Below are 25,728 nucleotides of genomic sequence, written 5' to 3'. Positions count from 1 at the left end.
GGAATACCATTCCCGGCGGTGATGTTCCCGTCTCAAATATGATTTATCAGGAATGCGTGACGCCAGGTGAATTCACCTTGTGCTCAGCCAGATGTTTCTTCATTTTGGCAACCTCAGTTCCTGCCAGCATCATAATGCCAATTCCGTGATTGTCATTGGTGACGGTACGCAAGTCCTGATCATAATACTCTGCCGTAAACGCATATCGTGATCCACTGCACACGCCATGTACATTCCCTTGACGATCAATTGCTTTGCAGATGAGTCCCTTCCAAGCCCGCTCGGCAGCTGTGACGTAAACTTCAGGGTCTTTGAACCAGCCAAAGCGTACACCTCTCGCAAAACCATAGGCAAACATCGCCGTGCAGGAGGCTTCTTCATACGTCTGCGGAACATTCAACACCTGATGCCACAACCCACTTTCCCCTTGAAGTGCCGCGTACCCTTCACACAGCTCGTTGAAGAAATCTATTAAAGCTGAGCGCTCGGGATGCTCTGCCGGCAAAGCTTCCAGTACCTCCGTCAAGGAAAACAGTGTCCAGCCATTTCCCCGTCCCCATGGAATCTGCGTTGCCTGTCCGTATTTGAAATCATACACATGGGACATAATCTTGAACTCAGGCATAAACAGATACTTCCGATACAGTGAAAATTGTCTTGCGGCTTCATCCAATGCGGCTGAATTGCCTGTCACCCGTGCATAACGAACGAGAAACGGCGTGCTCATATAGAGGTCATCTGCCCACATGGTATTCTCGGCATACTCCCCTACACATGTGCGATAAAATGCCCCATCTTCCTGCCGTTCCAGGCGGGAAAGCATGAAATCTGCAATCCGTTCAGCAATCGGAAGAAACGTTGGTTCATGACACTCTGAATACGCTTCCAGCATGGCCGAACCAAACGAACCACAGTTATCCAGCATTTTTAGCATGACCAGTTGTTGATTGACTGCCGGGAAACCATACTGCTGCCGATCCCATAATGAGTACTCATACATCTGGGTACATGCTTGCACATGCTCAGCCGCATAACGTGTAATGTCCGGTCTCTGCAAATAACGCCCCGTCCGTAATAGACCATATACAGTGACACCCAACGGATAATCCCAGCGACCATAATTGGTCACACTGCCAACGGTCCATTTGTTGCTTAACATGGCATTTTCATAATAAGGTCTGATCCAAGCATCCGGTCGATCCAAGCGCCAATATGTCTGTTCTAGCCCTGTTTGGTACACTCGGTCCGTTCGGGTCAGATCCTGCAAATCCGGTTCAACCCCCGACTCAAAAGGCCCAACATATAACCAGGAATCTCCGGAAGCACCGTGCACACGCTGAGGAAGTTCAAGTAGAAGTGATTTACCCGAAACGGTTGCGTTCAGATTAAAATGCCACGATCCTGCCGTAGCGTTGCATTCACTTCGAACAAGCAGGTCACTCCGTCCAAAAGAGACTGGTACATCCACCTCGAACGGACCCGCCTCCTTTATTTGCGCCACAGGCTTGCCGCTAATCCATATATTTAGAGAACCGGAGGATTGACCTGACAACCGAACCTGACTTCCGGTTGAATCGGTATTGTTCAGATGAGTCCAAGCATAAGCATGCTTTCCAGGAAGATGCCCGTATATTCGTTCAAGCGTTGACTTGGTGATATCTTCATCAAACCAGTCTGTCTCAGGCAGCCACTTCAAACTGCAATCTGCTTCTGTTCCAAGCAGGTCTGGTTGCTTACTCGCGACCGGGTTCGGTTGGGAGAACACCCAACCTGCCTGTCCCCGTCTCTCTTGAAACGGCGCAAATACGTTCAGAATACGCACTTTACCTTCATCTGAACCAAATTGGCAGCCAAATCCGGCAGGGGTATTTTTCATTTCCAGCCAAATGGTGTTCCAGCCCGGCTTGATGTCGATGCTGAGCTTCACCGTTGCGTCAGGACTAATCTCATCGATTACGGTAGAGCGATAGACCAACTGCTCATTGAAATAAAAGCGAACAGGTCCATAACAGCGAACCAGCACATCCAGGTTCCGGTCCTCATCCCCCCAGACCAGCGCAGCTGCGTAAGACATATGGTCTTTGGGTGCATCAGGAAAGCGTTTACCTAAATTCAGATCATAAAGCCCTTTTTCATTTTGCAAAATACCAGACTTCTGGAATACCCGATATACAAAATCAGCCTGCGCATTGGCTCCAATATATCTCTCGGCCAGCACCTTCAGCACCTGATCCTGATCTTCTCCAAATCGGTAATACATGCTCTGCGGTTCACTGAAATAGGTCGTCATTGATGGCACACATCCCTCTCGCGTTGAAATAGAATCTTATCCGAAATAAAACGTTCGCCTGGGCAGGCCAGATCCGTATCCTGCTATCACAGCTTCAGGAGATATAGCGCTTAACCTCCGTAAGAAACTCCCTTGCCCTGAACGTTAATACCTTCTCGTTTACTCAGACACCAATTAATAATCCCAGTATAACTGACATGTTCTATGGTGGCTATAGATTTTTGTTTGCGCTTACAAATAAATTCAAAGTCTCATTTTATGTCTCGCCCGTTGAACTTCTATTTGAACATTCGTTTAAAAAAACAGAAAACGTTGCCGATATAGATAGTAGGCTGAAAAATTCCACTTTTTGTAACGGGAAGGAAAGATGCACATTGAATACTCTTGAATCTCTGGTAAATGCTATGCCTTTTGTTAGCCAAATGTTCCGTGACGACATATCCATATCCATTAATGATCATGAGAAAGTTTTGTATTTTTCCGAAGCAAAAAGTCTGGAGATTGGTGTGAAGGTTGGAGATGAGCTGCATGACGATTACAAAGATTTCAAAATGCTCACCAACAAGGATACGCGTACCGTGGCACGCATGCCTGGTGATCTGCAAGGCAGACCTTTCGACGCCATCCTAATTCCCATCAAGGAAAACGATCAGGTCGTGGGTATATTGGGTGTAAACTACGCACTGGATAGCCATATGACCCTCGAAAATCTGATCCGTGAAAATGAAACGACCATTCATGCGCTCGTCGGTGGCATTCAGCAGATTGCAGCACATTCCGAAGAACTCTCCGCGACATCAGAAGAGATTCTGCGCAACTCCAAAAAAGCTTCAGAGAACTCCGTCAGTGTGTCTAAAGTAACAAACGTCATTCGTGAAGTATCGGAACAAACCAATCTGCTTGGACTGAACGCCATGATCGAGGCGGCCCGTGTGGGCGATCAGGGAGCCGGCTTCGGTGTGGTTGCCAGTGAAGTACGCAAACTGTCCGATCATACAAAGCAAGCAGCGGCTGATATCGAAACATCCCTTGGTAGTGTACAGGACACCATGAAACATATGGAGCAGGAGATCGGTCAGATTACCACCGCAACCGTCGATCAGGCCAAACTCGTTAGCGAGTTCATGGAAAGTATCGAACAACTTAGCGAGACAAGCGCAAATCTGAAAAAATTCGTACATCAGATGCTGGCCCTCGAGTAACAGCCAGTTCCACAACAGAAATAACGAACGATATGAAATGTACATAGAACATGATATAACATGTGAAAAGCCTCCGGCTACACTTCCCTTAACAGGAAGTCAGCGGAGGCTTTGTCTCGTAATGAGTTGATATCCCATTTATAGTCGACTGGCTGTTAGATCTCTACAGCGACGCCAAAATGGTCGGACACAACCGGCCCGTTTTTACCATTTAAGACCACGGTGGAAGACTTGGCCTGAATCGGACGATTGGAGAAAATATAGTCGATCCGAAGATCGCGTTTGTTATCTGCCCAACCGGCAATGGCCTTCACCACGGTTGCTCCTTCATCCTTTTGCAATGCTGTGGTATACAGGTCATTCCAACCTTTGCTCATCATATAATCATAGCCTTCTCCACGCACTTCCGCGACATTATTAAAATCACCCATGATATATAACGGTTGAGCCATGTAAGGGGCAAGCTTGCTTTCCGTCAAATCCCACTGTCCCTTGAAAGGTTCCTGCGCATCATCCCACCAGTTATAATGTCCGTTCACAAACCAGGTTGCTTCACCTTGGACGACCGTCTGGATTCCCACAATCTTGCGTGTACGGTAATTGTTATAATCCCGCATGTGGGATACATATTCCCCAAAAGCCTGTGTAATCGGCGTCCGGCTAAGGATCGCCAGTCCTTCATCGTATTTTTGAAACCCGACATGCGCGGGAATCCACGTCCAGTAATATTGCTCTGTCAGCTGCTGAAGCAGGACGTAGGCATAGTTGTCTTTTTTAATCACAGCATCGGATTCAGTAGCGTAATACCTCTTCAGTTCTTCTCCAGAAAGCGCCGCTTCCTGCATGGACTGGTTAACCTCCTGCATGGAGATGACATCAAATTGATGTGTATTAATAAAATCAGCCAGCTGACTGATCTTGTTCAGTTGATCTTCTTCCGCCCAAGCGTGTGTGTTTAACGTCAGTATTTTCATGTGCTCTCTCCTGTTGTTTGTAATATGACCGTTACCCCGGCCTGCATCGTTCCTGAAAGGAATACATACGATAAGCATACACAATATGGGGCAATCATGCATGCCACTCGCTAACAGCACCCTCTTTTTCAACCTTGATTGATGTTTGTTCAAAAAGAATTTCATATTCTTATAACCCATGCACGGATCGGCTCATAACTGATATGATGGATACAATGAATTTACAACATCACGTCATAGACGTGGTGATTACTGAACCTATGTTTACCCCAGGAGATGGAATGATGAACATACCGAATAACATGAGGATGGATGATGCGCAGTGGCAACAGTTGATCAGGCAGGTTGCGGAGCATTTTAATAACCTGACAATCATGCGCGGATTCCAATATTATAAACAGAAACGTGTCGGACCATTAACCTATTCCGAACAACAAGGGATCTCGGCCGTTGTACAAGGATCGGAAGAATATGAAGTCACCCTGAGCATGCAATCCCTGTCTACAAGTCATTGTACCTGTCCGGTGAGCTCCGTATGCAAACATATGGCGGCTGTCTTGATGAATTATGCCGAGCAACTGGAGCGACCTGTGCATGCGATTGTGAATGCACACTCCAGTACTGCGCTCAAACAAACGACCAAACCCGTCGGGGCCATGTCCGCAGGACGATCCAGCTATGCCGAAGCTGATGAACAACAGGATATGGACATTCCTGACAACCAATACAGCCAGATCAAGGAGCGTGCAACAGAGCTTGCCGGTCTCGAAATCCCGGAATGGCATGAGCTATTCCACTCCTGTCTGAGACGGCTGGGTACAGGCACACCAAGCACATCCTACGTGCAGGAAGCAACGGACGAGCTATATGCCATTAAGCCAAGGCTGAATGCTGCGATGAACCAACTTTTTGAACTACATGTACAGCTGCACCTTATACGATTCTGCGTGCCTCCGGCCCGTAACTCCATCACGCATACCCCTGTGTACTTGAGCTACCCTGCCCAGCTCGTGGTGGATGCACTTCTGAAAGACATTGAACGGATCTTTAGCCATCCGCTAGACTTGTCCGGTCTAAAGGGAAACAAGCTTGAACAACTTTGGAACAGACTGTCTGAAACCTCAGCTTATTTACGTAAACAGATGATGCCTGAGACAGCCAGCATGATGTTCTTCACTCCGATCTATCGACAACTGTGGTTGAACTGGATTGTGCCTGAGCTTCAAGGGTCCCGGGACATGTTAGCGTCAGAACAGGCTATCTTAAATGATATAGAGCGCAATTTAACAGCGACTTCGGCACCTTCCCAGTCAGGTGGAAGTGTCTTGGGTAGCGCTCAGAGTAATGGAAGCAGTAGTGATAGACCAGGCAAAGCCATATCCCTGCCTTTACCACTCGTACTTGCGCAGAGCTGGATGTACTTACATCTGGGGCAGGATGATCAGGCATGGCAGCGACTCATCCATGGAAGCTCGGCCTACGGTTTCCCGCCAGAACAACTGCTGCATTTTCTCCATGTACTCGCAGATTCGGCTGAATGGAAGCGGCTTGGGGATTGGTTGGTACAACTTGGCCCCCTTCTGGCAAATCGGCGCAACACACCTTTAAATGATTACATGCATCTGTGGGACACAGCCATTCAACATCTGCCCGATGCAGAGAACCGTATGTGGGACACGCTTGTCAGCATGCTCCCCCACTCTCGCCCAGCCTATGAAGATGCCATGCATTCGCGTGGACAGTGGCGCAGATGGATTGATTTTCAGCTGAGTACAGGGACGGAGCCTCTCGAATTCCGCGTAGCGGTGCTGCAACCGATTGAAAAAGAAGCACCTGAACTGCTGCTCCCCTTCTATCATCAGGCGGTGGAGCGTTATATCGGACACAAGAACAGGGATGGATACAAGGCAGCGGTGAAGCTGCTGAAACGTCTGTCCAAAATCTATAAAAAGTTGAAGCAAGAAGCCCACTGGGAGCAGTTCATCACAACACTCGCTGTTCGTAACAGTCGGCTGCGCGCCCTGCAGGAAGAGCTTCGGAAAGGTAAACTGATCTCATGAGCTTAATTCATCCTTACACTGAAACGATTGAGGTTCACGTCGCTTTAACCGGATATGGCGATGCTTTGTTTTACGGAGCACTCAACACACACCACTTTGTATCGGGACAGTCGCTTAAGCAGCGATTGTTCGCTTGGCATGCACCTTCCTTCTACGGTACCGAATTGGAAGTTCGGCAGATTGAAGAGATTGAGCTGGTTGTTCTGCCCGCAGAAGAAGTCATTCCCTTCTTTGCCGAGATGCACACGCTGCTTCATATTGAATGGAAGTGGGACGAGCAAGCGGAACATCTGATTCGACTGGCTCCTGCACTCGCAGCATCTATCGAGAAACGCAAATACGTACCCAGCTTTGAGGCCTATCGCGCAGGACAACTTCAGTGGACCTGGGACCCGGACAGCTTGAAAAAGCAGGAGCGGGCATCGCTTACCAAAGCGATTCAACAGACGGACGAGAGCTACGCGGAAGGGCTCGGGGCAGCTTACTCCGCCTTCGTATTCCAACGCTGGTACAGTTCGGAGGAAGCTGCGACCGATCTGCGGCGTGAATTCCCGCAGTTGTTCCCAGAGCGCGGTACTCTACCCAAGACAGCCGGAATGGATGCTCAGTCCTGGCTCGTATCCATTGGCTGGAAAGCAGATGCCGCACCATTCAGACCTATGCTGCAATTGCAGGAGCCGGACGAGGATGAGCCAGCTTGGCGGCTGCGACTGGTGTTGCAGAACAAGCTGGATGCCGCCATCTTGGTGCCTGTCATGCTGGATTCACGCGGCAGACTTGAAGGGGAATGGCCAGAAGTATGGACACCATTCATTCTGGATCGCTCCGCTGGATGGCTGGATCAGCTTCGCGCACATCTGCCGCGTCTTGCAAGCTCTATTAGCGGCAGACGGGATGTGCTGAGTGATCCTTTGGAAGATCAGGAAGCCTGGCAGTTCCTTACACAGGATAGCGGCTGGTTGCTGGCAGCGGGTTGGCAAGTCTTGCTCCCGGGTTGGTGGGAAGCAGCCCGGAAGAAGAAGCCTAAGCTGCGCGCCAAGGTGAAGCCAGAGGAAGGCAGTGAGCGGGGACAGTCCTTCTTCGGACTGGACTCAATTATTCATTTTGACTGGCGCATTGCGATTGGTGACACGGATCTCAGCGAAGATGAGTTCGCCGATCTTGTTGCCCGTAATGAACGATTGGTTCGCTTCCGTGGAGAATGGGTTCCTCTCGACCCCGACCTGCTGGAACAGATACGTCGTGCCATGGGCGGTGTAGATCGGGAACAGGGACTCTCATTTCAGGATATTCTACACCTGCATCTGTTGCACAATGAGCAACGGGAATATCGCAACCAGAAATGGAAGGAAGGACAACAAGCCGAGGAGGAAGAGCAACCGCAGGCTAATGAGAACATTCGGCTGGAGGTTGAACTTAACGAACACCTCAACCGGGTCATCTCACAATTGGGAGGCGGACAAGGCGGTGCGCCTTCACTGCCCATTCCGACAGGACTTCATGCCGAGCTGCGATCGTATCAGAAGGAAGGTTTTGCATGGCTTGGTTTTCTGCGCAGATTCGGTCTTGGGGCATGTCTTGCTGATGATATGGGTCTCGGAAAAACCATTCAGTTCATTACGTATCTATTACACATCAAAGAACATGAACCACGTAAGCCGGGACAGGCTCCGGCACTTCTGATCTGTCCGACTTCCGTACTGGGCAACTGGCAAAAAGAAATTAGCCGGTTCGCGCCCTCCATTCATGTCAGCCTGCATTACGGAGCACGCCGATTAAGCGGGGAAGAATTCCGGGAGCAGACAGAGCAAGTGGACATTATCATCACGTCCTTTGCTACCGCTACACTCGATCAGGAAATGTTGCAGAATTATACGTGGTCATGCATCTGTCTCGATGAAGCGCAGAATATCAAGAATGCTCAGACCAAACAGTCGCTGGCTGTTCGCAGTTTCCCGGCGAAACACCGTATTGCCATGACAGGCACACCAATCGAGAATCGGTTGTCCGAGCTGTGGTCGATCTATGATTTTACCAATCCAGGATATTTGGGCAGTGCACGGGCATTCCAGACTCGCTTTATCAGCGCCATAGAGAAGGATAAGGATGAGCAGCGGATGCAGGACCTGCAGCAATTGGTGAAGCCGTTCATGCTGCGCCGGAAGAAAAAAGATCCGAATATCCAGCTCGATCTGCCGGACAAAAACGAGATGAAGACCTACATTCACCTTACGGGTGAACAAAGTGCATTGTATGACCAGTCTGTGCAGGCCCTGATGGATAAAATGAAAGAACTGGAAGGCATCAAGCGCAAAGGTGCAATTCTATCGGCGTTAACCCAGCTTAAACAGTTGTGTGATCACCCTCTGCTGCTAACGAAAGAAGCTTTGCCGGAGGTACTCCCCGAAGACGGTGCACTGACATCTGCTTATGACGTGTACAGCCCGCAGGATATGGCGATGCTGATCAGCCGCTCCGCAAAGCTGGAGCGACTGATGGAGCTCGTCCGGGAATTAAGGGACGAGGGCGAGCGATGCCTGATTTTCACCCAATACATCGGTATGGGTCAGATGCTGCAACAGGTGCTGCGTCAGGAGTTGCAGGAACCTGTGCTGTATCTGCACGGGGGCACATCCAAGACGGCACGGGATCGTATGATTGAGGAATTCCAATCCCGTACATTGCCTGAGGACAAGCAACCGTCCGTCTTCATTTTGTCTATCAAGGCAGGCGGCGTGGGGTTGAATCTGACCGCAGCCAATCATGTCTTCCACTTTGACCGCTGGTGGAACCCTGCTGTTGAGAATCAAGCCACCGACCGGGCTTACCGGATGGGTCAGACCAAAGATGTACAGGTGCATAAGTTCATCTCTCTCGGTACACTGGAGGAGCGGATCGACGAGATGTTGGAGAGCAAACAGCAGCTCAGCGATAACATCATCACAAGCTCCGAGAACTGGATTACCGAATTGTCGACGGATGAGTTGAAGGATCTGTTCACTCGGCGTCGTGACTGGTCGGGTTAACTCGGTAGTAAATTTACAGTACAGGCCAAACCCGGATTTCAGAGAAATAAAATGAATAAGCATTACAAAAAAAGAGCGAAGTTTCGGAATTTAAATTCCAGCTTCGCTCTCTTTGTATTGTTGCAGTTAATCATCCGTTCTTAACGCATGTTACCGATGATGGATGATCTTGATCCCTGCATTTTTTTGATAAAGTTTGTCATGACATCAAATGCTTCATTGCGCTTGTTGGACAGGGACTGCAGACGAAGCATGTCCATCTGTTGAGAGTTACTCGCAGCATCAATTTGGCCTTTCAGCTTTTGAACAGCTGCTTCATCCCCGTTTTGCTGGGCTATCTGCAATTGAGAGTTCAGTTCCGCGATCAGCTGATTGCGGTTCTGTACCTCTTGAATTTGCGTTTGCAGTTGAGCATCCAACAATTTGGTGCGTTCACTCTGAACCATCATCAAAGCCGTTTCGATATCCATACTGCTGATGTCAATCGGTATTACGCTCGAGATGTTCGAGATTGGGCTTGCTGAGGCTGAAGAGACGATGGAGACTGCAGCGACAGCAGCAACTGCTGTTGAAGCGAAAAATTTACCTGAACGTTTCATTTGTGTTCCTCCGAGTCCCTATGTAATATGTACCAGTTTTTTGATGGCATCTTCCGCCATTCTAAATCAAAAGAACTAGTTGTTCAATCAAATTAACATCAAATTTGAAATGATTTTGATATCCCTTACACACGCCTACTTCCGCTTACAAATTGAGTAAATTAAACAGCGCATTATAAGTAAACGTGCATTCTCAAAGGGCATATTAACTACGACTAGATTGTTCTTTACGCCTACGCTTGAAAGTAACAATGGAGATCGAAGATACGTTCATGATTTTACTTTAGAACATGGTTATGTTATGTTTAATAATGTATTTTACACAATTTAATTTTGTGATATTTAATATAAACGAATGTTATACACTTTACGGGAGGTTTTTATATGAAAAAGATACTGGTTGTACTAACAAATGTAGATAAATACGCAACGAAAGAGGAGCCTACCGGCTTGTGGCTGAGCGAAGCAACTCACTTTATTGAAGAATTCGACCATAATGACAATGTTCAGATCGATCTGGTTAGTCCTAAAGGGGGTAACGTACCTCTTGATCCGAAAAGTCTGGGTGACTCCCTGGATGAAAGCACCAAAGCCTATTTCGAGAATGAAACGTTCATGAACCAATTGAAAAATACGTTGAAACCTGGCGAAGTGAATGCAAGTGATTATGATGCGATCTACTTCACAGGGGGTCATGGTACAATGTGGGATTTCCCGGACAATGCGGAACTTCAAGAACTTTCTCGTGAAATCTATGAAAAAGGTGGCGTTGTGTCCGGTGTGTGCCACGGGGTTACAGCCCTGCTGAACGTGAAGTTGTCAAACGGCTTGCTCTTGATCAAAGACAAAACCGTCTCCGGCTTCACGAATGAAGAGGAAGCATTGGCACAACAAACCGAATATGTTCCTTTCCTGCTGGAAGATGCTTTGAGAGAACGTGCCGCACAGTACGATAAAGCTGCTGCCTTCAGTTCCTATGTCACAACAGATGGCCGCGTGGTCACAGGACAGAATCCGCAATCCAGCAAAGCGGTAGCTGAAAGTGTTAAACAACTGCTGGGTCTGTAAAATAAACCGATCGATCCCTCTACTCCCCCCAGGAGATCATATAGATGTAAAAGCAAAACAGCATGTGATCCGTCATGACCTGACAGAACACATGCTGTTTTTTTAATGATTTGCTTGTGTCGAAGCTTCCGCCGCTGTTCCTCTAGCCAGTCGCTTCACGATATAAGGCACGGTGACCGATGTCAGGATCACGGCAAACGCAATCTGAGCAATGGCTGTGTCCACATAGGGCGCATATGCCGGATTGAACCCAGTAGCCATCGAAGGTACCACCATGGAGAGTCCAGCAACCGAACATGTCGCAGCCGCAGCGTAACCGGGCCGCCTTAATATCGTGCGATCAATTCCAATGAGCGGCAGCATGCAGATCAGCATAAATAATACCGTGACCAGCAAGCCGGACAGACTGGACTGAAATGCGATACGCAGATCAATATTGGAGCCAAAGCTTGTGCCGAGGAAAGGTAGCAGAATCAGTGTTCCCGGAGCAAACATCTTCTGAATGTTGCTGTCTAGGTTGCCAAGCAGTATCCCGATCAAGAAAGGCACTAACGTAGCAAGTACACTGAGGTAATCGATACCGACGCCACTTGCCGAATTCAATATCATAACCGGAATAACCGGAACGGCAATCAGATTCAGAATGCCAAACGCAGCACGATCCACATCATCTCCGTACGTATTCATCAAGGCCAGATATAATCCCGGATTACAACTGGTCAGAACGGCAATGAAAGCTACCGCCGAAACTCCCCCGACCCCACTAATGCCAAAAAAGTGTACAAATGCCCAGCCAAACAGGCAACTAATGAGGATACGAGAGATACAGAGTACCCCTGCTCTCTTCAAGGTCACCAGAAGCTGTGACAGATTGAGCTGTGTTCCGGACACGAGCAAAATCATTCCAATCAGCACCATGGTACCTTTCGATGTGAATAGTGCTGTCGTTGGATCTCCGATCTGAAACAACGATGGAAACACCGTGTTGACGACCGCGGCGGCAAGCATGGGAACAATCAGCAAGCCGCCGGGTATTTTTTTGATACGACCCAGAATGTTCATGGTGCGTTACAGTTCTGCTCCGTTGGTACGGATCACATTTTGATACCAGAAAAACGAATCTTTCCGATATCTTTTGAGCGTGCCATTACCATAGTCATCCTGATCTACATAGATAAATCCGTATCGTTTGCTCATCTCGGAAGTTCCTGAACTGATCATGTCGATTGGCCCCCACATCGTGTATCCCAACACTTCGACCCCATCCGCAATGGCGAGTCCCATCTGTTCAATATGTTTGCTCAGGAAATCAATTCGGTAAGGATCGTTGATCGTTCCGTCCTCATTCAGCTTGTCGTAGAAGCCTGAGCTGTTCTCCAGAATGAAGACTGGTTTTTGATACCGATCATAGACGAGATTAAGCGTATACCGCAGGCCAATGGGATCAATCTGCCAACCCCACTCATTTGCAGGCAAATGCGGGTTTTTATAAACGCTGTGTACGTTGCCTGCTGTTAATTCAAGTTGTTCGGTATCACTACTGGATATCATGGAGTTGTAGTACGACATCCCCACGAAGTCAGCCGTATGTGCGCGAATGCTATCCAGATCACTGTCCTCGATGTTCAACTGGATCTCCTTATTTTTGAAATACGTTTTACTATAGTAGGGGTACTCACCTTTATTGAGCACATCCAAGTAGAATTGATTTTTCATCTGATCATCCTGCTGCATCTGAAGTGCGTCCTCCGGTTTGCAAGTGTAAGGATACGTTGTGAAATAAGCCACCATACTTCCGATCTGGTTATTCGGATCAATCTCATGGGCCATCTTGGTTGCTCTGGACGCAGCTACAAATTGATGATGCAACCCCTGGAATAACATTTCCTCATAATTCGGAGCATCATAATCAATGATTCCCAGCGTCTTGGCTGATGCTTTCACGCTCATATTAATCTCGTTGAACGTCACCCAATACTTTACTTTGCCCTTGTAACGATTGAACAGCACATCACAATAGTTCACATACAGATCAACCAGCTTGCGGTTATACCATCCCCCAAACTTGTCCATCAGTACAATTGGTGTATCAAAGTGACTGATGGTGATCAGGGGCTCCATACCCTGTTTCAGACATTCATCAATAACCTGATCATAGAATGCTAATGCCTTTTCGTTCGGAGCGGCATCATCGCCACCTGGAAATACTCTGGCCCATGAAATGGAATAACGGAATACTTTGAAGCCCATCTCGGCAAATAAAGCGATATCCTCACGGAAAGTATGGTAAAAATCGATTCCCCGGCGCTTCGGATATTTAACCGTATCCGGGTCGTTCCGGGCCTCTTCAATCATCTCCCAATTCACCCTGATCTGCTTGGTCACCTTGCGGTCGTTCTTCTCGTTAAACTTCATCACTTCTGGAATGGTCAGGCTCTTGCCATCCACATTATAAGCACCTTCAGCCTGACAGGCAGAAAGCGCCCCGCCCCACAAAAAATCTTTTGGAAAATTAGAATGAGTCATTTTAGTTTCCTCCTGTTATTACGTGTTATTTAAATGGTCGTATTTAAGGTTTCAGGGGATTAGCTTGATCAGTGCTTCACTCTCCCGGATCGGGCCGCTGGTCGCTGTGTTCAGTACGTCTCCATACTGTTGCATGTTGGTGACGACAATGGATGTAATGGTGTTATATCCTGCTGACGTAATGCCTTCTGGATCAAATTCCACTAATAAATCGCCAGCCTTGATGGTCTGTCCCTGTTCGATATGGGCGGTAAAATATTTGCCTTTGAGGCTGACGGTATCCACCCCGATATGGATCAGGATCTCGACACCATTCGCTGCCTTCAATCCGATGGCGTGTTTGGTGCGATAGAGTGCCTCGACTACTCCGTCGAATGGAGCATATACCTTGCCTTCTGTTGGAACAATCGCAATACCTTTACCCATTAACTCTTGGGCAAATGCTTGATCTTCCACTTCAGAGATCGGTTTGATCTCCCCTGACATTGGACTCACGATGAGCATGTCAGCAGATGTGGTTGTCAGTGATGCTGCTGACTCTGAAGGCACCTCTGTGGCAGCGGATGCTGGATTTTCATTAACTTTATCAGTTGCTTGCGGCTTCGGTTTAGCTCCTTCTGTATTTTCCTTGATGCCAGCCAATAGCGTGAACACAAAGCCGAGTACAACTGCGGCAATACAGCCAATCACAATGTAGATATACCGATCGGCTGTATAAGTCCCCAAAGAGAGCACACCTGGAAGTGAAATGGCAGTTGCTTTTGCATCTACCAAAGTATAAAAACCGCCTACCAGACCTGCGGCAGCACAGCCAGCAAAGAATGGTCGTTTGTATCTTAACGTGACACCGTAAATGGCGGGTTCGGTGATCCCGAATAATGCCGTCAAACCACTGGAACCAGCTGCGGATTTCATTGTTTTATTCTTGGTGAGAAATAATACACCGAATGCCGCTCCTGCCTGTGCCAGATTGGCAGCCAAAGAAGCTGGCAACAGCATGGTGGAACCTATAGTAGCAATCTGTTGAATCTGAATCGGCATAATTGCATAATGCATTCCAAACATAACCATAATCGGTTTGAAGAATCCAAGAATCGCACCTGCCAGAACACCAACAGTGCCGTATAAATAGTTAATCCCATCCGTAAGCCAGTTACCAATATAAGATCCAATGGGTCCGAGAATGATAAGCTCAAGTGGAACCATTATAAACAGCACAATCATCGGTGTAATCAGGACTTGCAGAAATTTCGGGACAACCCGATTCACAACCGGATATACGTAACTCATAATCCATACGGCGAGGATGATGGGAATAACCGATGATGAATATTTCATCAACAGAATCGGTATGCCCAGAAAGTCTATGCTTTTCACACCTGTTTCAGCAATTTTGGAGGCAGCCTCCAGAATAACGGGATGCATCAACCCTGCGGCAAGAGCAACTGCCAGATAAGGATTGGTTTTAAAGCGATTGGCAGCACTAACAGCCAGGAAGAACGGCATGAAATAGAAGATGCTATCGCCAATCATGTTAATGATGCTCATGAACCCTGACCCTTCCAACCATCCAAGTGCAGCAATTACGGTGGCCAAACATTTGATCATCCCGCAACCAACGAGTGCTGGCAGAACAGGCGTGAAGATACCTGCGATGGTTTCAAGCACGACATTGACGGGGTTACGTCTCTTTTTCGGTCCACTGTCTGTAGACTCCGTAAGCTCGCCAATCTGGTCAGAAGTCAGATTCTTCACTTCACGGTATACCGCGTCGACTTTGGCACCGATAACAATCTGAACCTGTCCCCCGGAATTCTGTGCCTTAAGCACACCTTCAAGCTGATTGAGTGCATTCAGATCGGCCTTGCCATCATCCTTCAATACGAATCTCAAACGGGTAGCACAGTGTGTAAGCCCGGATATATTTTGCTCGCCGCCAACGAGATCAAGTACGTTTTTAGCCAAGTCTTTGTTGTTCATGACCCTTCTCCTCTACATGAATAAATTGGATATATAAAAAATGACCAAGCCGGGGAATCGTCATTCCCTACGCTTGGTCATGCCTGATCGAATCAGTAACAGTCCAATATGGATTATTCGGTTAGTCTTTCACTCGTTCATTCCGTTGGTTCATTCGAAATCAATCGTTGGATATGCAGAATCAGATATAACTTTTCATCATCAGAACAGGTCCAGCCATAGTTGTTTTTCAGAAAGTCCGCAATCTTCTCCACACAAGCGAGTTCCTTCGGAAACTTCTCCTTCACCATTAGAAACAGCGATTCATTCTCGTCTTTGAGCGATTCACCGCTCATCTGCCGCATGATGAAGTATCTGATATGTGTTGCAAATCGCATAAAGTGAATGGAGTCTTCCTGAAAATCAATTTTGAGCACATATTTGATCACCGACAGGATCTCGCCCGTAACCGTGGTTACCTTGGTGGTATCGGTCATCTCTCCCGAGCCTACCTGTGCATTGACAAAGTGCAGAGCAATCAGTGTTGTTTCGGCTGTCGGCAGAGCGATATCCGTTTTCTCCTGAATCAGCTTCAGCGCAGCCTCTCCCACCCGGGTCTCGTCCGGATAGAGTGTCCGCACTTCCCATTCCAGCGGATTTTTGATACGAATGCCTTCTCTGGTTCGGATTAATGCAAAACTGATATGGTCAGACAGGGTGAGAAGCAGGTTCTGGTTAAACTGCTTATTCAGAATCTGACTGCCCAGCTTGATGACTTCCTCCGCGAGATAAATATCCTCAATTGGAATGCTGTTCAGCAGGTCATACATACGGATATTCTTCGGTGCTACGAAAATTTTCTCCACCAAGTCCTTCTCTGTCAGCTCGTAAGGCGTTTTCAGAAATCCGACCCCTTTACCTACGACGAATACTTCTTCGTTGTTATCATTAATGGCAATCGCCACATTGTTATTCACTTTCTTAATAACCTTCAATGTCCTCACCCCCCGATGAAAATAAAAAAAGACCGAAAGCGATTACAGTTAAGCAATCGAATTCGGTCATGCCTGGTTTCCCCAGTAACAGTCCGTGTTATGAATATAAGTTTATTATAGTGCTGTTTTCGAAAAAGTCAATCATCCAATATTAGGGAAAAAACAGTCTCTCTTGTCATTGAAGGGAAGGTAGAGACACGATACGTCATATATAACAACGCCCTTTTTTAAAACTATAAAAAGAAAATGTGACCATACGCCCTACCCGCCAGTCTAATTCATATAAAAACCAGCCAAGTGCTGAGCTCATCCCTCCAATACGAAAGGAGCTGTTATCCATGGATTCAACCGATCTCGTTAACCAGGCCATCCAAGGAGATCGTGAAGCCTTTATCCGGCTTATTCGAGACATTGAAAACGCTTTGTACAATACGGCAAAATCCATGCTGAGAAAAGAGGAGGACGTGGCCGATGCCATTCAGGAGACAATCCTGAACGCATATAAATCGGTGCACACGCTCCGGGAACCCCGGTATTTCAAAACCTGGCTGTTTCGGATCCTCATCAATGAATGCAACACGATGCTGTCCCGTCGCTCTCTATCCATCGCTTATGCGGAGGTACCTTCAGAAAAACGGGAGCATTCCAGTCCCTACGATGAGGTCGATATGCGAGAAGCGGTAGACCGTCTGGAGGAATCGAAACGAATTGTAGTCGTTTTGCATTATTTTGAGGACCTGTCCCTGCGTCAAGTCGCCGATGCCCTGAATATTTCGGAAAGTGCAGTGAAAATGAGACTTACTCGGGCAAGGCAGGAGTTATATCAGAAATTCAAAAATTTTCGGGAGGTAAACTTACATGTCAAACCAGTTTAATATCGATCAGGAATTAAAGAACCAAGCGAAGGAGCGTCCTCTGATGTCTGAACTCGTGCGTAACCGGATTGATGCCACACTGGAATCTCTGCCGGCATCACCAAACACATTGAAGACCGAACAGACTTTGCGCTCCAGTCGCCGGAACAAGCGATGGCACAAGGCTGCAGCTGCGACGATCGCAGCCGGAGTATTGGGCGTGACCGTATTTGCATCCGGCTTTGTATCACCGGCCATGGCTGCCTCCTTACGCAGCATCCCACTCGTAGGAAGCCTCTTCAGCTCAATCGAAGCCGATATGGGTCTGCGAACGGCGGGCAACGACGGCTTGACTACCCCTGTTAACAGCAAGGTCGCTTACCAGGATGTAAAGCTGGAAGTCCTTGAAACAGTTTATGATGGTACCCGTGCTGCATTTCTGGTTCATTTCACTGCACCTAATCTGAATCAAGGCGAATATGACAATGGCAAGGACATCGTGAAACTGAGCAGTGGTGTTGAGAATGTCTTTTTCAAAGTTGGCGGGTCCCTTTCGGATAGCGGACTATTCTATAGTGCGGTAGGAGAAACGCAGCCAAATACACTGCTCTTTGAGCAGGTCATTTCCTCCGATCAGGGAACGGCACAATTTCCGGATCAGTTCGACGCCAAGGTTCAATTAACGTTGCAGGGCATCGATCATGAGTTTGAGTTGACAGTTCCTTTTGCCAAATCAACAGAAAACATTCGCCAGGTCCTGCCTAACACAGCCATGACCAACGATCTGTATACGGCCGCTGTTACGGAAGCGGAGGTTACCCCTGTCACCACCCGCCTAACTACTGTTATCAGATTGAACGATAAGAGTACTCTTACGGCAAAAGAGCAGGAGCAGCTGAGTCGCATCGGATTTGCCGTCTATGATGATCAAGGGCGGCAACTGACCTCACTTAGCGGCGAGGGCACCTATAAGGGAAACCAATTAACATCCGAACGCATATATGCCACAACTGCCAAGGATATAAAATATCTGATAGTGAAACCCTTCGAGATCAAGGATGACTTCACAGAAGAGGTTAAAGATACACAATTCATCAAGGGATTGGAAATGAAAATTCAGCTTCAATAGCCTGATCTCATTTCCTCGTGAAGGAGCCATTCCATGTCCATCCAATATTCAATCTCATCTCCCATCATACTTGGTCCGTTATTCGTTCTGGTCCTGCTCGCCCTGATGCTCCATGCCAGGGTGAGCAAAACCAGGTATACGGTCAGACAGTATGTGTCGATGCTCACATTTGCCATATATATGTTGGGCGTTATGCACTTTGTATTTTTCCCTATCGACGTGAACATCGGACTCTATGCTAATCAGACCCCATGGTATCAAAGCATTCAATGGATTCCGCTTCTGACCGCGGATGCACCAAGCTTTCTCCTCAACATCGTGCTGTTTATGCCACTGGGGTTCATGCTTCCTTTCATAAGATCTTGGATTCATTCAGTACGAACAGCAGCATTAGCGGGATTGACCTTAAGTTTCCTCATTGAAATAACACAGCTCCTGCTCCGAGTAACCTTGGGCAACGGTCGCAGCACCGATCTGAACGATATAATAGCCAACTCAACGGGAAGTGTACTTGGTTTTGTCATCCTGAATATGTTCACTAAAAGTTCCATCGGACAGCGCCTGCTGGCCCTATGGGAGTCACCACGGGGAGTATCATCCAAAGACATGCAGTAAAATGAATATGAACAAGCCAGCATAAAGTCCCTGTAGGCAAAAGATGGTCCATACATCAAGATGAAAAAAGCCGTCTGCTATGGTAGAATGAAGGAATTGTGTATTCAGAGACAGACATGTGGATAAAGGCCATGAACGAAGGGTTTCTGATGCGCTTTTATTCATTCATCATGCTGCCATTTTAGGGAGGCTTATGGAACAACCATGCTCATTATTGGTATCGCCGGAGGAACCGGCTCCGGTAAAACGACGGTAGCTCGCTCCGTCATAGACCGTCTGGGATCAGGTAAAGTCACGTTTATATCCCAAGACAATTATTACAAAGACCAGTCGCAGCTCACACCTGAGCAACGCCGACTCACCAATTACGATCACCCGTTTGCATTCGATAATGATCTGTTGATTGAGCATCTCACCCTGTTGAAAAAAGGCCAAGCGGCGTATGCTCCCGTATATGACTTCACCATAGATAACCGTGCTGCAGGTGAGACGGTTGAACTGGCACCGAACCATATTGTCATTGTAGAAGGATTGCATGTGCTGATCGACGAACATCTTCGCAGTCTAATGGACATCAAAGTATTTGTTGATACTGATTCCGATGTGCGGATTCTGCGGAGAGTACTGCGGGACATTGAGGAACGCGGACGCACAATCCAATCGGTGTACAAACAATATCTCGAAACGGTAAAACCAATGCATGATGCGTTTATCGAGCCATCCAAAAAGTATGCCGATATCATTATTCCAGAAGGCGGACATAATGAAGTAGGTATTCAGATGTTATCCATCCTCACCGAGAAATACCTCACCGGGGAAAATTGGAACGGTGCTTAATTTGTTTCAAAGCAACACAATAGAAATCCAGATTACGATACAGCGTAATCTGGATTTTTTGTTGATTTTTCATTTATAATAATCCCCATAATTGAAAGGAGATCTCCCCCTATGGCTACTTTTGAAGAGTTCATGCAGCATGACATTCGAATTGGTACCGTGGTGGAAGCCGAACCCTTCCCCAAGGCTCGCATACCCGCTATTAAAATGACGATCGACTTCGGACCACTTGGCCTGAAACGCTCCAGTGCTCAGATCACCCAGCGCTATACCCCTGACATGATCATCGGCAAACAGGTCGTTGCTGTAGTTAATTTTCCACCCCGGCGGATTGCCGGTTTTGTCTCTGAAGTACTTGTGCTGGGCGGCGTGCCTGGTGAAGGCGATGTGGTCTTGCTTACACCGGATAACCCATTGCCTAATGGAACACCGATAGCCTGATTTTATTTGGAGCAAGAAGAATATGGGCTTTTCAAATGTTTGGAAATCGAGTATTCTTGATTTATTGATTATTGATCAAGGAACTACATATGTTAGAGACCTTAAAGCATAAGGCTATGAATCTGCGGATTCGTGGCCTTTTTTTGTGTTTTTTGAAGGGAAAATAGGTCTAGAGAATTAGTGAGAGTTGTGTGGAGAGGAGGAATATATTGATAAATCATACCAACAGCCTAGTTATACATGGTAGAATATTGATTATTATTACAAATTTAGTATCTAGCAGCCTGAAAAGTACATATCAAGGAGAGAAATTCACAATTGAGAGGAGTAAGAATCATGAAAAAAATGATGATTTCCGGCGCAACAGCATTAGCTTTATTAACAGGGGGTATCGTAGGTTTTGGAGGCGTTGGGAATTCTGTAGAAGCAGCACAAGCTAACACTAAATTCAAAGATGTTCCGGCTACACACTGGGCGTCCTCAGCGATTAATTTGGCCGTGGAACAAGGTTATTTCAAGGGGTATGCCGACGGGACATTTAAACCAAGTTCACCCGTTACCAAAGCTGAAATGGCAAGTATCCTGGGACGTTTATCCGACCAGCCTAATGCATCGACACAAGAAACAAACAATTTCACAGACATACCCGAGTGGGCGAAAAGCGGTGTCTCTACTGCTATCGCGAAAGGCTTTATCGACCCTTCTAGTTACAAGGGTAAACTGGATGCACAAGGTGCTCTTCAACGAGGCGAAATGGCGAAATGGCTGACTCAAGGGCTGACCGTGGTAGATCCTGAGTACAAGCAAGCACTCTCTGATGTGACCAACACCGTTGTGCCTGCAAAGGAATATTTCACAGGTAAACTCGCAAGCGCTCAAAAAAATGCAGTAGCCGTTGCCCTGGGAACAGGACTGATGAGTGTTGCAAACGATAAAACATTTGGTGTCGATCGTACCACAACTCGGGCGGAGGTTGCTGTGTTGATCGCCCGTTATACAGCAGTTGCCAAGACAAAACCTGCCGATTTCCAGGGTTTGAATGAGCTGCGAGCAGTGGGTTTGACAGGGACGAATTTAAGTATTATTGCGCCTAAGTATCAGAAAGCAGGACCAGAAAAATTTTCTGAATCGTATGATTACAGCAAAGTAACTGGCGATTTTGCAAAAGTTCGTAATCAAGAATTAGTTACAGTAACGAATTATGCAGATCTAAAGGTCAAGAACTGGATCATCGTCAATCCATATGTGAAAGAAACTGAGAGAAGTATCTATTATCCTGTTTTCGTTGATGAAAAAGATAGATTACTCAGAGGCGCTTATTATTCTTTTACAGAGTTTGATATTAGTATTAAAAACTCTATGAACCAACTGCAAGCTGGGAGTCTTATCAATTCCCCAAGTATTAATGCCCTAACTTCTCCAAGCACCAAAGCTTTTAACGAGTATGGACTTAAACATATAAATGACTTACTCGGACCCAAAGGCGTGTTTATCGAAAAAAAACCTGTTTACTGGGCACATGGTCTCTTACATTTTGACAAGTCACTAAATCCTGGAGTACGCCTGACGCTCAAAGATGGAACAATCTATACTGTAGTTCCAAATTAAACTATGAAAAGGGTGTTCCAATGTGCGTTTCTATAAATTATTAAAGAAGTTATTAATAGGATATATAACATTATGCTTATTGTTCCCAACCCCTTTAGTAGTTTTTGCTGGAGGGGGGCCTGGAACAAAACCTGTTTTAGAAGCCTCTCGTATAGTACCTTCATCACCTGCAAAGTCACAGAAAAAAGTAATACCCGTTGAGGGTAGTGGAATGTCTAATATCGGTGTTTATGTTTACCAGCTCGATAATTTAAGATGGAGTGTAGATGGAGAATGCAACGGACAAACATTAAGCAATAACCCGGATACCAACAAACCAAACTCATCATTAGTCTGCGTAAACCTTCCACTAGATGCACCAAGCTACAAACCCTCTGAGTACTTTGATCGTTCAGGTCAGAGATATTCTAGAAGTGAATTAACTTCCATCTCGTTAAAGCCCATGTATATGGATAACACGCAGTATTACTTACCAGGCAAACCAATCTTGGTTAGTGTGGAATCATTTGACGGTGATACGGTAAAATTCACAACTCAAATCGGAGGTGCTATTGAACCAATAGCTCACAGACCCTATAATCCACCTAAATACTCTGCAGACTATGTATTCAACACAGATTTATATTGGCGGGCCGTTGCCGAAATAACCAAAGAGATTAATCTAACCGCTGGCGGGCAACTTAGCTTGAACCAGTCCAAACAATTGAATGCAACCGTCAAAACCAAAAATGGAGATGGAAACTTTGGAGCGGAGACCAATGTCAACACTGGCAGCGGGGGTACAACGACATGGAAATCATCCAATCCTGGTGTCGCTACCGTGAGTAACTCCGGAGTAGTCCAAGCCGTTAGCAGAGGTACCACAACCATCACGGTATTATGGAAGAAGGATGATTTTGAGCTAACTACCACAACAAACATCGGTGTTGAAGAGAACCCAGGTACTGGCGAGGGCGACGGTAACGGAGGCGGTGGTGGAGGTTGCACGCCAACGATTGGACCACCTTCTGCTGGAACCATCATGAGCATGAATGATCTCGATCCAAATGCCAACGGAGTTATAAAGTCAGATAACAGAGATAATGAGACATTCAATGTATTAAAAGGAATACCTACTTCCGAGTCACTCTACACAAATGCCTTTGCTGACAATTATCTATTTAAACAAGCCTGGGCGAAAATGAGCGGTAAAGTTACATACAACTGTAATGTCACAATCTCGTACGACAGAGAGTGGACAGTACCTGGACCAGAGGAATGTGATGATGATGGTTGTAGACCAGGGACACCTGTACCTGCGAACGACACGGTACCCAAGCCATACAACTTCCAAATCACAAGAGACTACTCCTACTGGAAAATTAATAACCTGGAAGTATATAAGATCGCTAAAGCAACCATGAACAATTACGCTTTGCCCGGTGAGACCGTTACGATGAATCCATCAGGATACACACCACCAACATTGGAGTCTAAAAACGATGAATCCGTAGAAAGCCATGTACGACCAGGGCAAACCACTTCAATCTCATATACTCCACCCAAACTTACAGGAGGCTTGAACTCTCCACCCAGTTTACCTGATGATACATCACGGTTAAAAGGGATGGCTGAAACAAACACACCTCAAAGTAAAGTGAATAATGATTTGGTGAAGTTCAACAACACAACCATTATGAATGATGTAGAAGCAACCAAGGATGGACCAACGCCATCCAACATTCCCAATCCAACGACGATTGGTCGCGATGTCTTGTACAAACCGGGGAACATGATCAGCAATTCCCTGCTGAATAAATCAAATACCACAAGCTCGGGTGAGATCTATTATGATTTGCTACCAGGCAACGTGAATGGCGGCGCCAATAAAATATTGCCGATTAACGGCATCAACACCGTCACCGTACATACCCCTGTCGTCAACTATGCCTGGGTATCGGATGATCAGCCGCATAATCAGAAGACCATACCGGACCCAACCAGCGCTGCTCTCATTCTGGAACGTCCGTTCATCGTGCGAATTCCCACATCGGGACAGCACTTGGACGCAGCGAGTTATCCCGGTTATGGAAATCGGGACTATGCCAAATATTTTCGAATCAAACAGGTGCAATTCCCGTTTGATGTCTACAACGCAGACCGGAGTCTGTTTATCCCTGCCAAGACATGGGTCGATATTCCGGTCAATCAACTGGACACCACATTCTATCTCCCTGTATGGGTAGACGAAGGAAAATATCATATTACATTCCGCAATATTGCAGAGAATGCGCCTGCAAACTTTACCGAGCAACAGGATGCCAATACTAATCTGGCGCATCATGTTGCAGCAGACACCGTGCCGGTAGATGTTATCGGAAGGTTATATGACTTTCACGTCACTGATATCTCCGATTACAACTGGGAAAATGTATTTCGCAAGCGATTGGGCAGTCCCGAACCAACGGGCCTTAGCTACTGGACTGGAATGAGTAGCATTGATGGTGATCCGCGAGGTAACCTGGCTCCATTTGTATTACCCATTCGACCGGGAAGCCATCCGGTCCAGGGATTTGCTAACGCAACTGTGAAGACAGGGTACCATTTCAAGTTCGATCTGAAGACCAAGGGAAATATGTATGGCAAGCAGGATGGCATCCGAATAACACCCACTTTTGCTTTTGTAAGCAAAGACGGGTCCTCCCGGCAAGATGTGGATCTGTACTACCACCGGGGCCAGGAACGCCTAATCCGGATTGGATCAGCCCAGGATCTGGAGAAACGATTTGTTGTCCTGAACTCGCGGCTTCGAAATGTACCGGGCACAGAGTTAGGCGATACGGCTCGTTATCAGTATACTTATGAACTGTCAGCGGAGGAACGTAACCAGCGTACGTTAGCAGAACATATGGTTCGCCTGGTCGATCAGACTTCTCATCAAAAAACATGGGTAGGTCGTTATGACTGGATGATCCTGTCCGCTCCGATTAGAACGCTTATTGGGCCCAAAACGGACATTCCTTCCGGGGTCAGCGTGGACCGAGCCAATGCAGCAATCCAGCGCTGGTACGGGGAGTATAGCTTACCAGCCGATGTATATGCCGTACCAAAAGGTACGAATCTTGAACCCCTTGCTCGACAAAATCAGCTGGATGAGAAATCGAATGTTTTTCTAAAGAATGGTTATATCGTGGTCAACTTCAACATGGAGAGCCTGCGGAATGGAAATACAGAGGCACCCCATCTACAATACATTTATGCACCACTGATGAATCAATGGCAGATGGAAGGTTTCAACAAAACGCCAACTGACAGTCAAGGCAGAACCTGGCCTCTGAAGGACGGTGATATTGTCATTTACCATGCTGATCAGTCCAGCCGGAATGACTTCCAATCCCAAGTACCGCACTAGTTCGGGATCACCCAATAAAAAACGATCACGTCCCAACTACACTTAACGTTCCTGTTATACAGCAAAAGGGTTACCCTGAAAGTTATCTGTGGACTTCTGGGGTAACCCTTTTCGCATCATTCTATTGGTAATCTAATCAGCCCATAAGGGAAAG

General features: G+C 46.9%; 18 protein-coding genes. 11 read left to right on the top strand and 7 right to left on the bottom strand.

Annotated features, from left to right (window positions below):
• Window positions 1-46 precede the first annotated feature (46 nt).
• Window positions 47-2,290 (bottom strand): glycoside hydrolase family 88/105 protein, encoded by a 2,244-nt coding sequence (locus ABTV53_RS00710; protein WP_433749555.1) that lies wholly within the window; start codon window positions 2,288-2,290, stop codon window positions 47-49.
• 374 nt (window positions 2,291-2,664) lie between these two features.
• Here ABTV53_RS00710 and ABTV53_RS00705 point away from each other — a divergent pair, with 374 nt between their 5' ends.
• Window positions 2,665-3,492 carry a methyl-accepting chemotaxis protein gene (locus ABTV53_RS00705; protein ID WP_433749553.1) on the top strand — a complete coding sequence of 276 codons (828 nt, stop codon included), beginning with the start codon at window positions 2,665-2,667 and terminating at the stop codon, window positions 3,490-3,492.
• Between the two features lie 155 nt (window positions 3,493-3,647).
• On the opposite strand, the gene ABTV53_RS00700 is transcribed toward ABTV53_RS00705, so the two are convergent.
• Window positions 3,648-4,466, bottom strand: a complete 819-nt coding sequence (locus tag ABTV53_RS00700; RefSeq protein ID WP_433749550.1) for an endonuclease/exonuclease/phosphatase family protein — start codon at window positions 4,464-4,466, stop codon at window positions 3,648-3,650.
• A gap of 281 nt (window positions 4,467-4,747) precedes the next feature.
• Between ABTV53_RS00700 and ABTV53_RS00695 the strand changes: the two genes are divergently transcribed.
• Window positions 4,748-6,526: an SWIM zinc finger family protein gene (locus ABTV53_RS00695; RefSeq protein WP_433749548.1), complete on the top strand. Its 1,779-nt coding sequence runs from the start codon at window positions 4,748-4,750 to the stop codon at window positions 6,524-6,526.
• Window positions 6,523-9,552, top strand: a complete 3,030-nt coding sequence (locus ABTV53_RS00690) for a DEAD/DEAH box helicase (protein ID WP_433749546.1) — start codon at window positions 6,523-6,525, stop codon at window positions 9,550-9,552. Before ABTV53_RS00695 ends, ABTV53_RS00690 begins: the two co-directional genes overlap by 4 nt.
• A gap of 140 nt (window positions 9,553-9,692) precedes the next feature.
• On the opposite strand, the gene ABTV53_RS00685 is transcribed toward ABTV53_RS00690, so the two are convergent.
• Window positions 9,693-10,151: a hypothetical protein gene (locus tag ABTV53_RS00685; protein WP_433749543.1), complete on the bottom strand. Its 459-nt coding sequence runs from the start codon at window positions 10,149-10,151 to the stop codon at window positions 9,693-9,695.
• Window positions 10,152-10,535: 384 nt separating this feature from the next.
• Between ABTV53_RS00685 and ABTV53_RS00680 the strand changes: the two genes are divergently transcribed.
• Window positions 10,536-11,219 (top strand): type 1 glutamine amidotransferase domain-containing protein, encoded by a 684-nt coding sequence (locus tag ABTV53_RS00680; protein WP_433749540.1) that lies wholly within the window; start codon window positions 10,536-10,538, stop codon window positions 11,217-11,219.
• A gap of 102 nt (window positions 11,220-11,321) precedes the next feature.
• On the opposite strand, the gene ABTV53_RS00675 is transcribed toward ABTV53_RS00680, so the two are convergent.
• The 4 genes from ABTV53_RS00675 to ABTV53_RS00660 form a co-directional block, all read right to left on the bottom strand.
• Window positions 11,322-12,281, bottom strand: coding sequence for a 2-keto-3-deoxygluconate permease (locus ABTV53_RS00675; protein ID WP_433749537.1), 960 nt, complete (start codon window positions 12,279-12,281; stop codon window positions 11,322-11,324).
• 6 nt (window positions 12,282-12,287) lie between these two features.
• Window positions 12,288-13,745: a glycoside hydrolase family 1 protein gene (locus ABTV53_RS00670; protein WP_433749535.1), complete on the bottom strand. Its 1,458-nt coding sequence runs from the start codon at window positions 13,743-13,745 to the stop codon at window positions 12,288-12,290.
• Window positions 13,746-13,796: 51 nt separating this feature from the next.
• Window positions 13,797-15,725 (bottom strand): beta-glucoside-specific PTS transporter subunit IIABC, encoded by a 1,929-nt coding sequence (locus tag ABTV53_RS00665; RefSeq protein ID WP_433749532.1) that lies wholly within the window; start codon window positions 15,723-15,725, stop codon window positions 13,797-13,799.
• Window positions 15,726-15,862: 137 nt separating this feature from the next.
• Window positions 15,863-16,708, bottom strand: a complete 846-nt coding sequence (locus ABTV53_RS00660) for a PRD domain-containing protein (RefSeq protein ID WP_433749529.1) — start codon at window positions 16,706-16,708, stop codon at window positions 15,863-15,865.
• 329 nt (window positions 16,709-17,037) lie between these two features.
• Here ABTV53_RS00660 and ABTV53_RS00655 point away from each other — a divergent pair, with 329 nt between their 5' ends.
• From ABTV53_RS00655 to ABTV53_RS00625, 7 genes are all read left to right on the top strand, one after another.
• On the top strand, window positions 17,038-17,574 hold the full coding sequence (locus tag ABTV53_RS00655; RefSeq protein ID WP_433749526.1) for a sigma-70 family RNA polymerase sigma factor: 537 nt from the start codon (window positions 17,038-17,040) through the stop codon (window positions 17,572-17,574).
• Window positions 17,558-18,682, top strand: coding sequence for a DUF4179 domain-containing protein (locus tag ABTV53_RS00650; RefSeq protein WP_433749523.1), 1,125 nt, complete (start codon window positions 17,558-17,560; stop codon window positions 18,680-18,682). The genes ABTV53_RS00655 and ABTV53_RS00650 overlap by 17 nt, the downstream gene beginning before the upstream one ends.
• Before the next feature lie 33 nt (window positions 18,683-18,715).
• Window positions 18,716-19,297, top strand: coding sequence for a VanZ family protein (locus tag ABTV53_RS00645; RefSeq protein ID WP_433749521.1), 582 nt, complete (start codon window positions 18,716-18,718; stop codon window positions 19,295-19,297).
• Between the two features lie 204 nt (window positions 19,298-19,501).
• Window positions 19,502-20,134: a uridine kinase gene (gene udk / locus ABTV53_RS00640; protein WP_433749518.1), complete on the top strand. Its 633-nt coding sequence runs from the start codon at window positions 19,502-19,504 to the stop codon at window positions 20,132-20,134.
• Between the two features lie 111 nt (window positions 20,135-20,245).
• A complete protein-coding gene (csaA, locus tag ABTV53_RS00635; RefSeq protein WP_433749516.1) occupies window positions 20,246-20,575 on the top strand; it encodes a chaperone CsaA in 330 nt (109 codons plus the stop codon).
• A 336-nt stretch (window positions 20,576-20,911) separates the two neighbouring features.
• Window positions 20,912-22,183 (top strand): S-layer homology domain-containing protein, encoded by a 1,272-nt coding sequence (locus ABTV53_RS00630; RefSeq protein ID WP_433749513.1) that lies wholly within the window; start codon window positions 20,912-20,914, stop codon window positions 22,181-22,183.
• Between the two features lie 211 nt (window positions 22,184-22,394).
• Window positions 22,395-25,574, top strand: a complete 3,180-nt coding sequence (locus tag ABTV53_RS00625) for a DUF5704 domain-containing protein (protein ID WP_433749510.1) — start codon at window positions 22,395-22,397, stop codon at window positions 25,572-25,574.
• Window positions 25,575-25,728: the final 154 nt, after the last annotated feature.

This window comes from Paenibacillus amylolyticus (genome assembly GCF_050990605.1).
Taxonomy (GTDB): domain Bacteria; phylum Bacillota; class Bacilli; order Paenibacillales; family Paenibacillaceae; genus Paenibacillus; species Paenibacillus amylolyticus_H.
The sequence above is the reverse complement of the archived record's forward strand: the minus strand, read 5'-3'. Positions and strand labels throughout refer to the sequence as shown.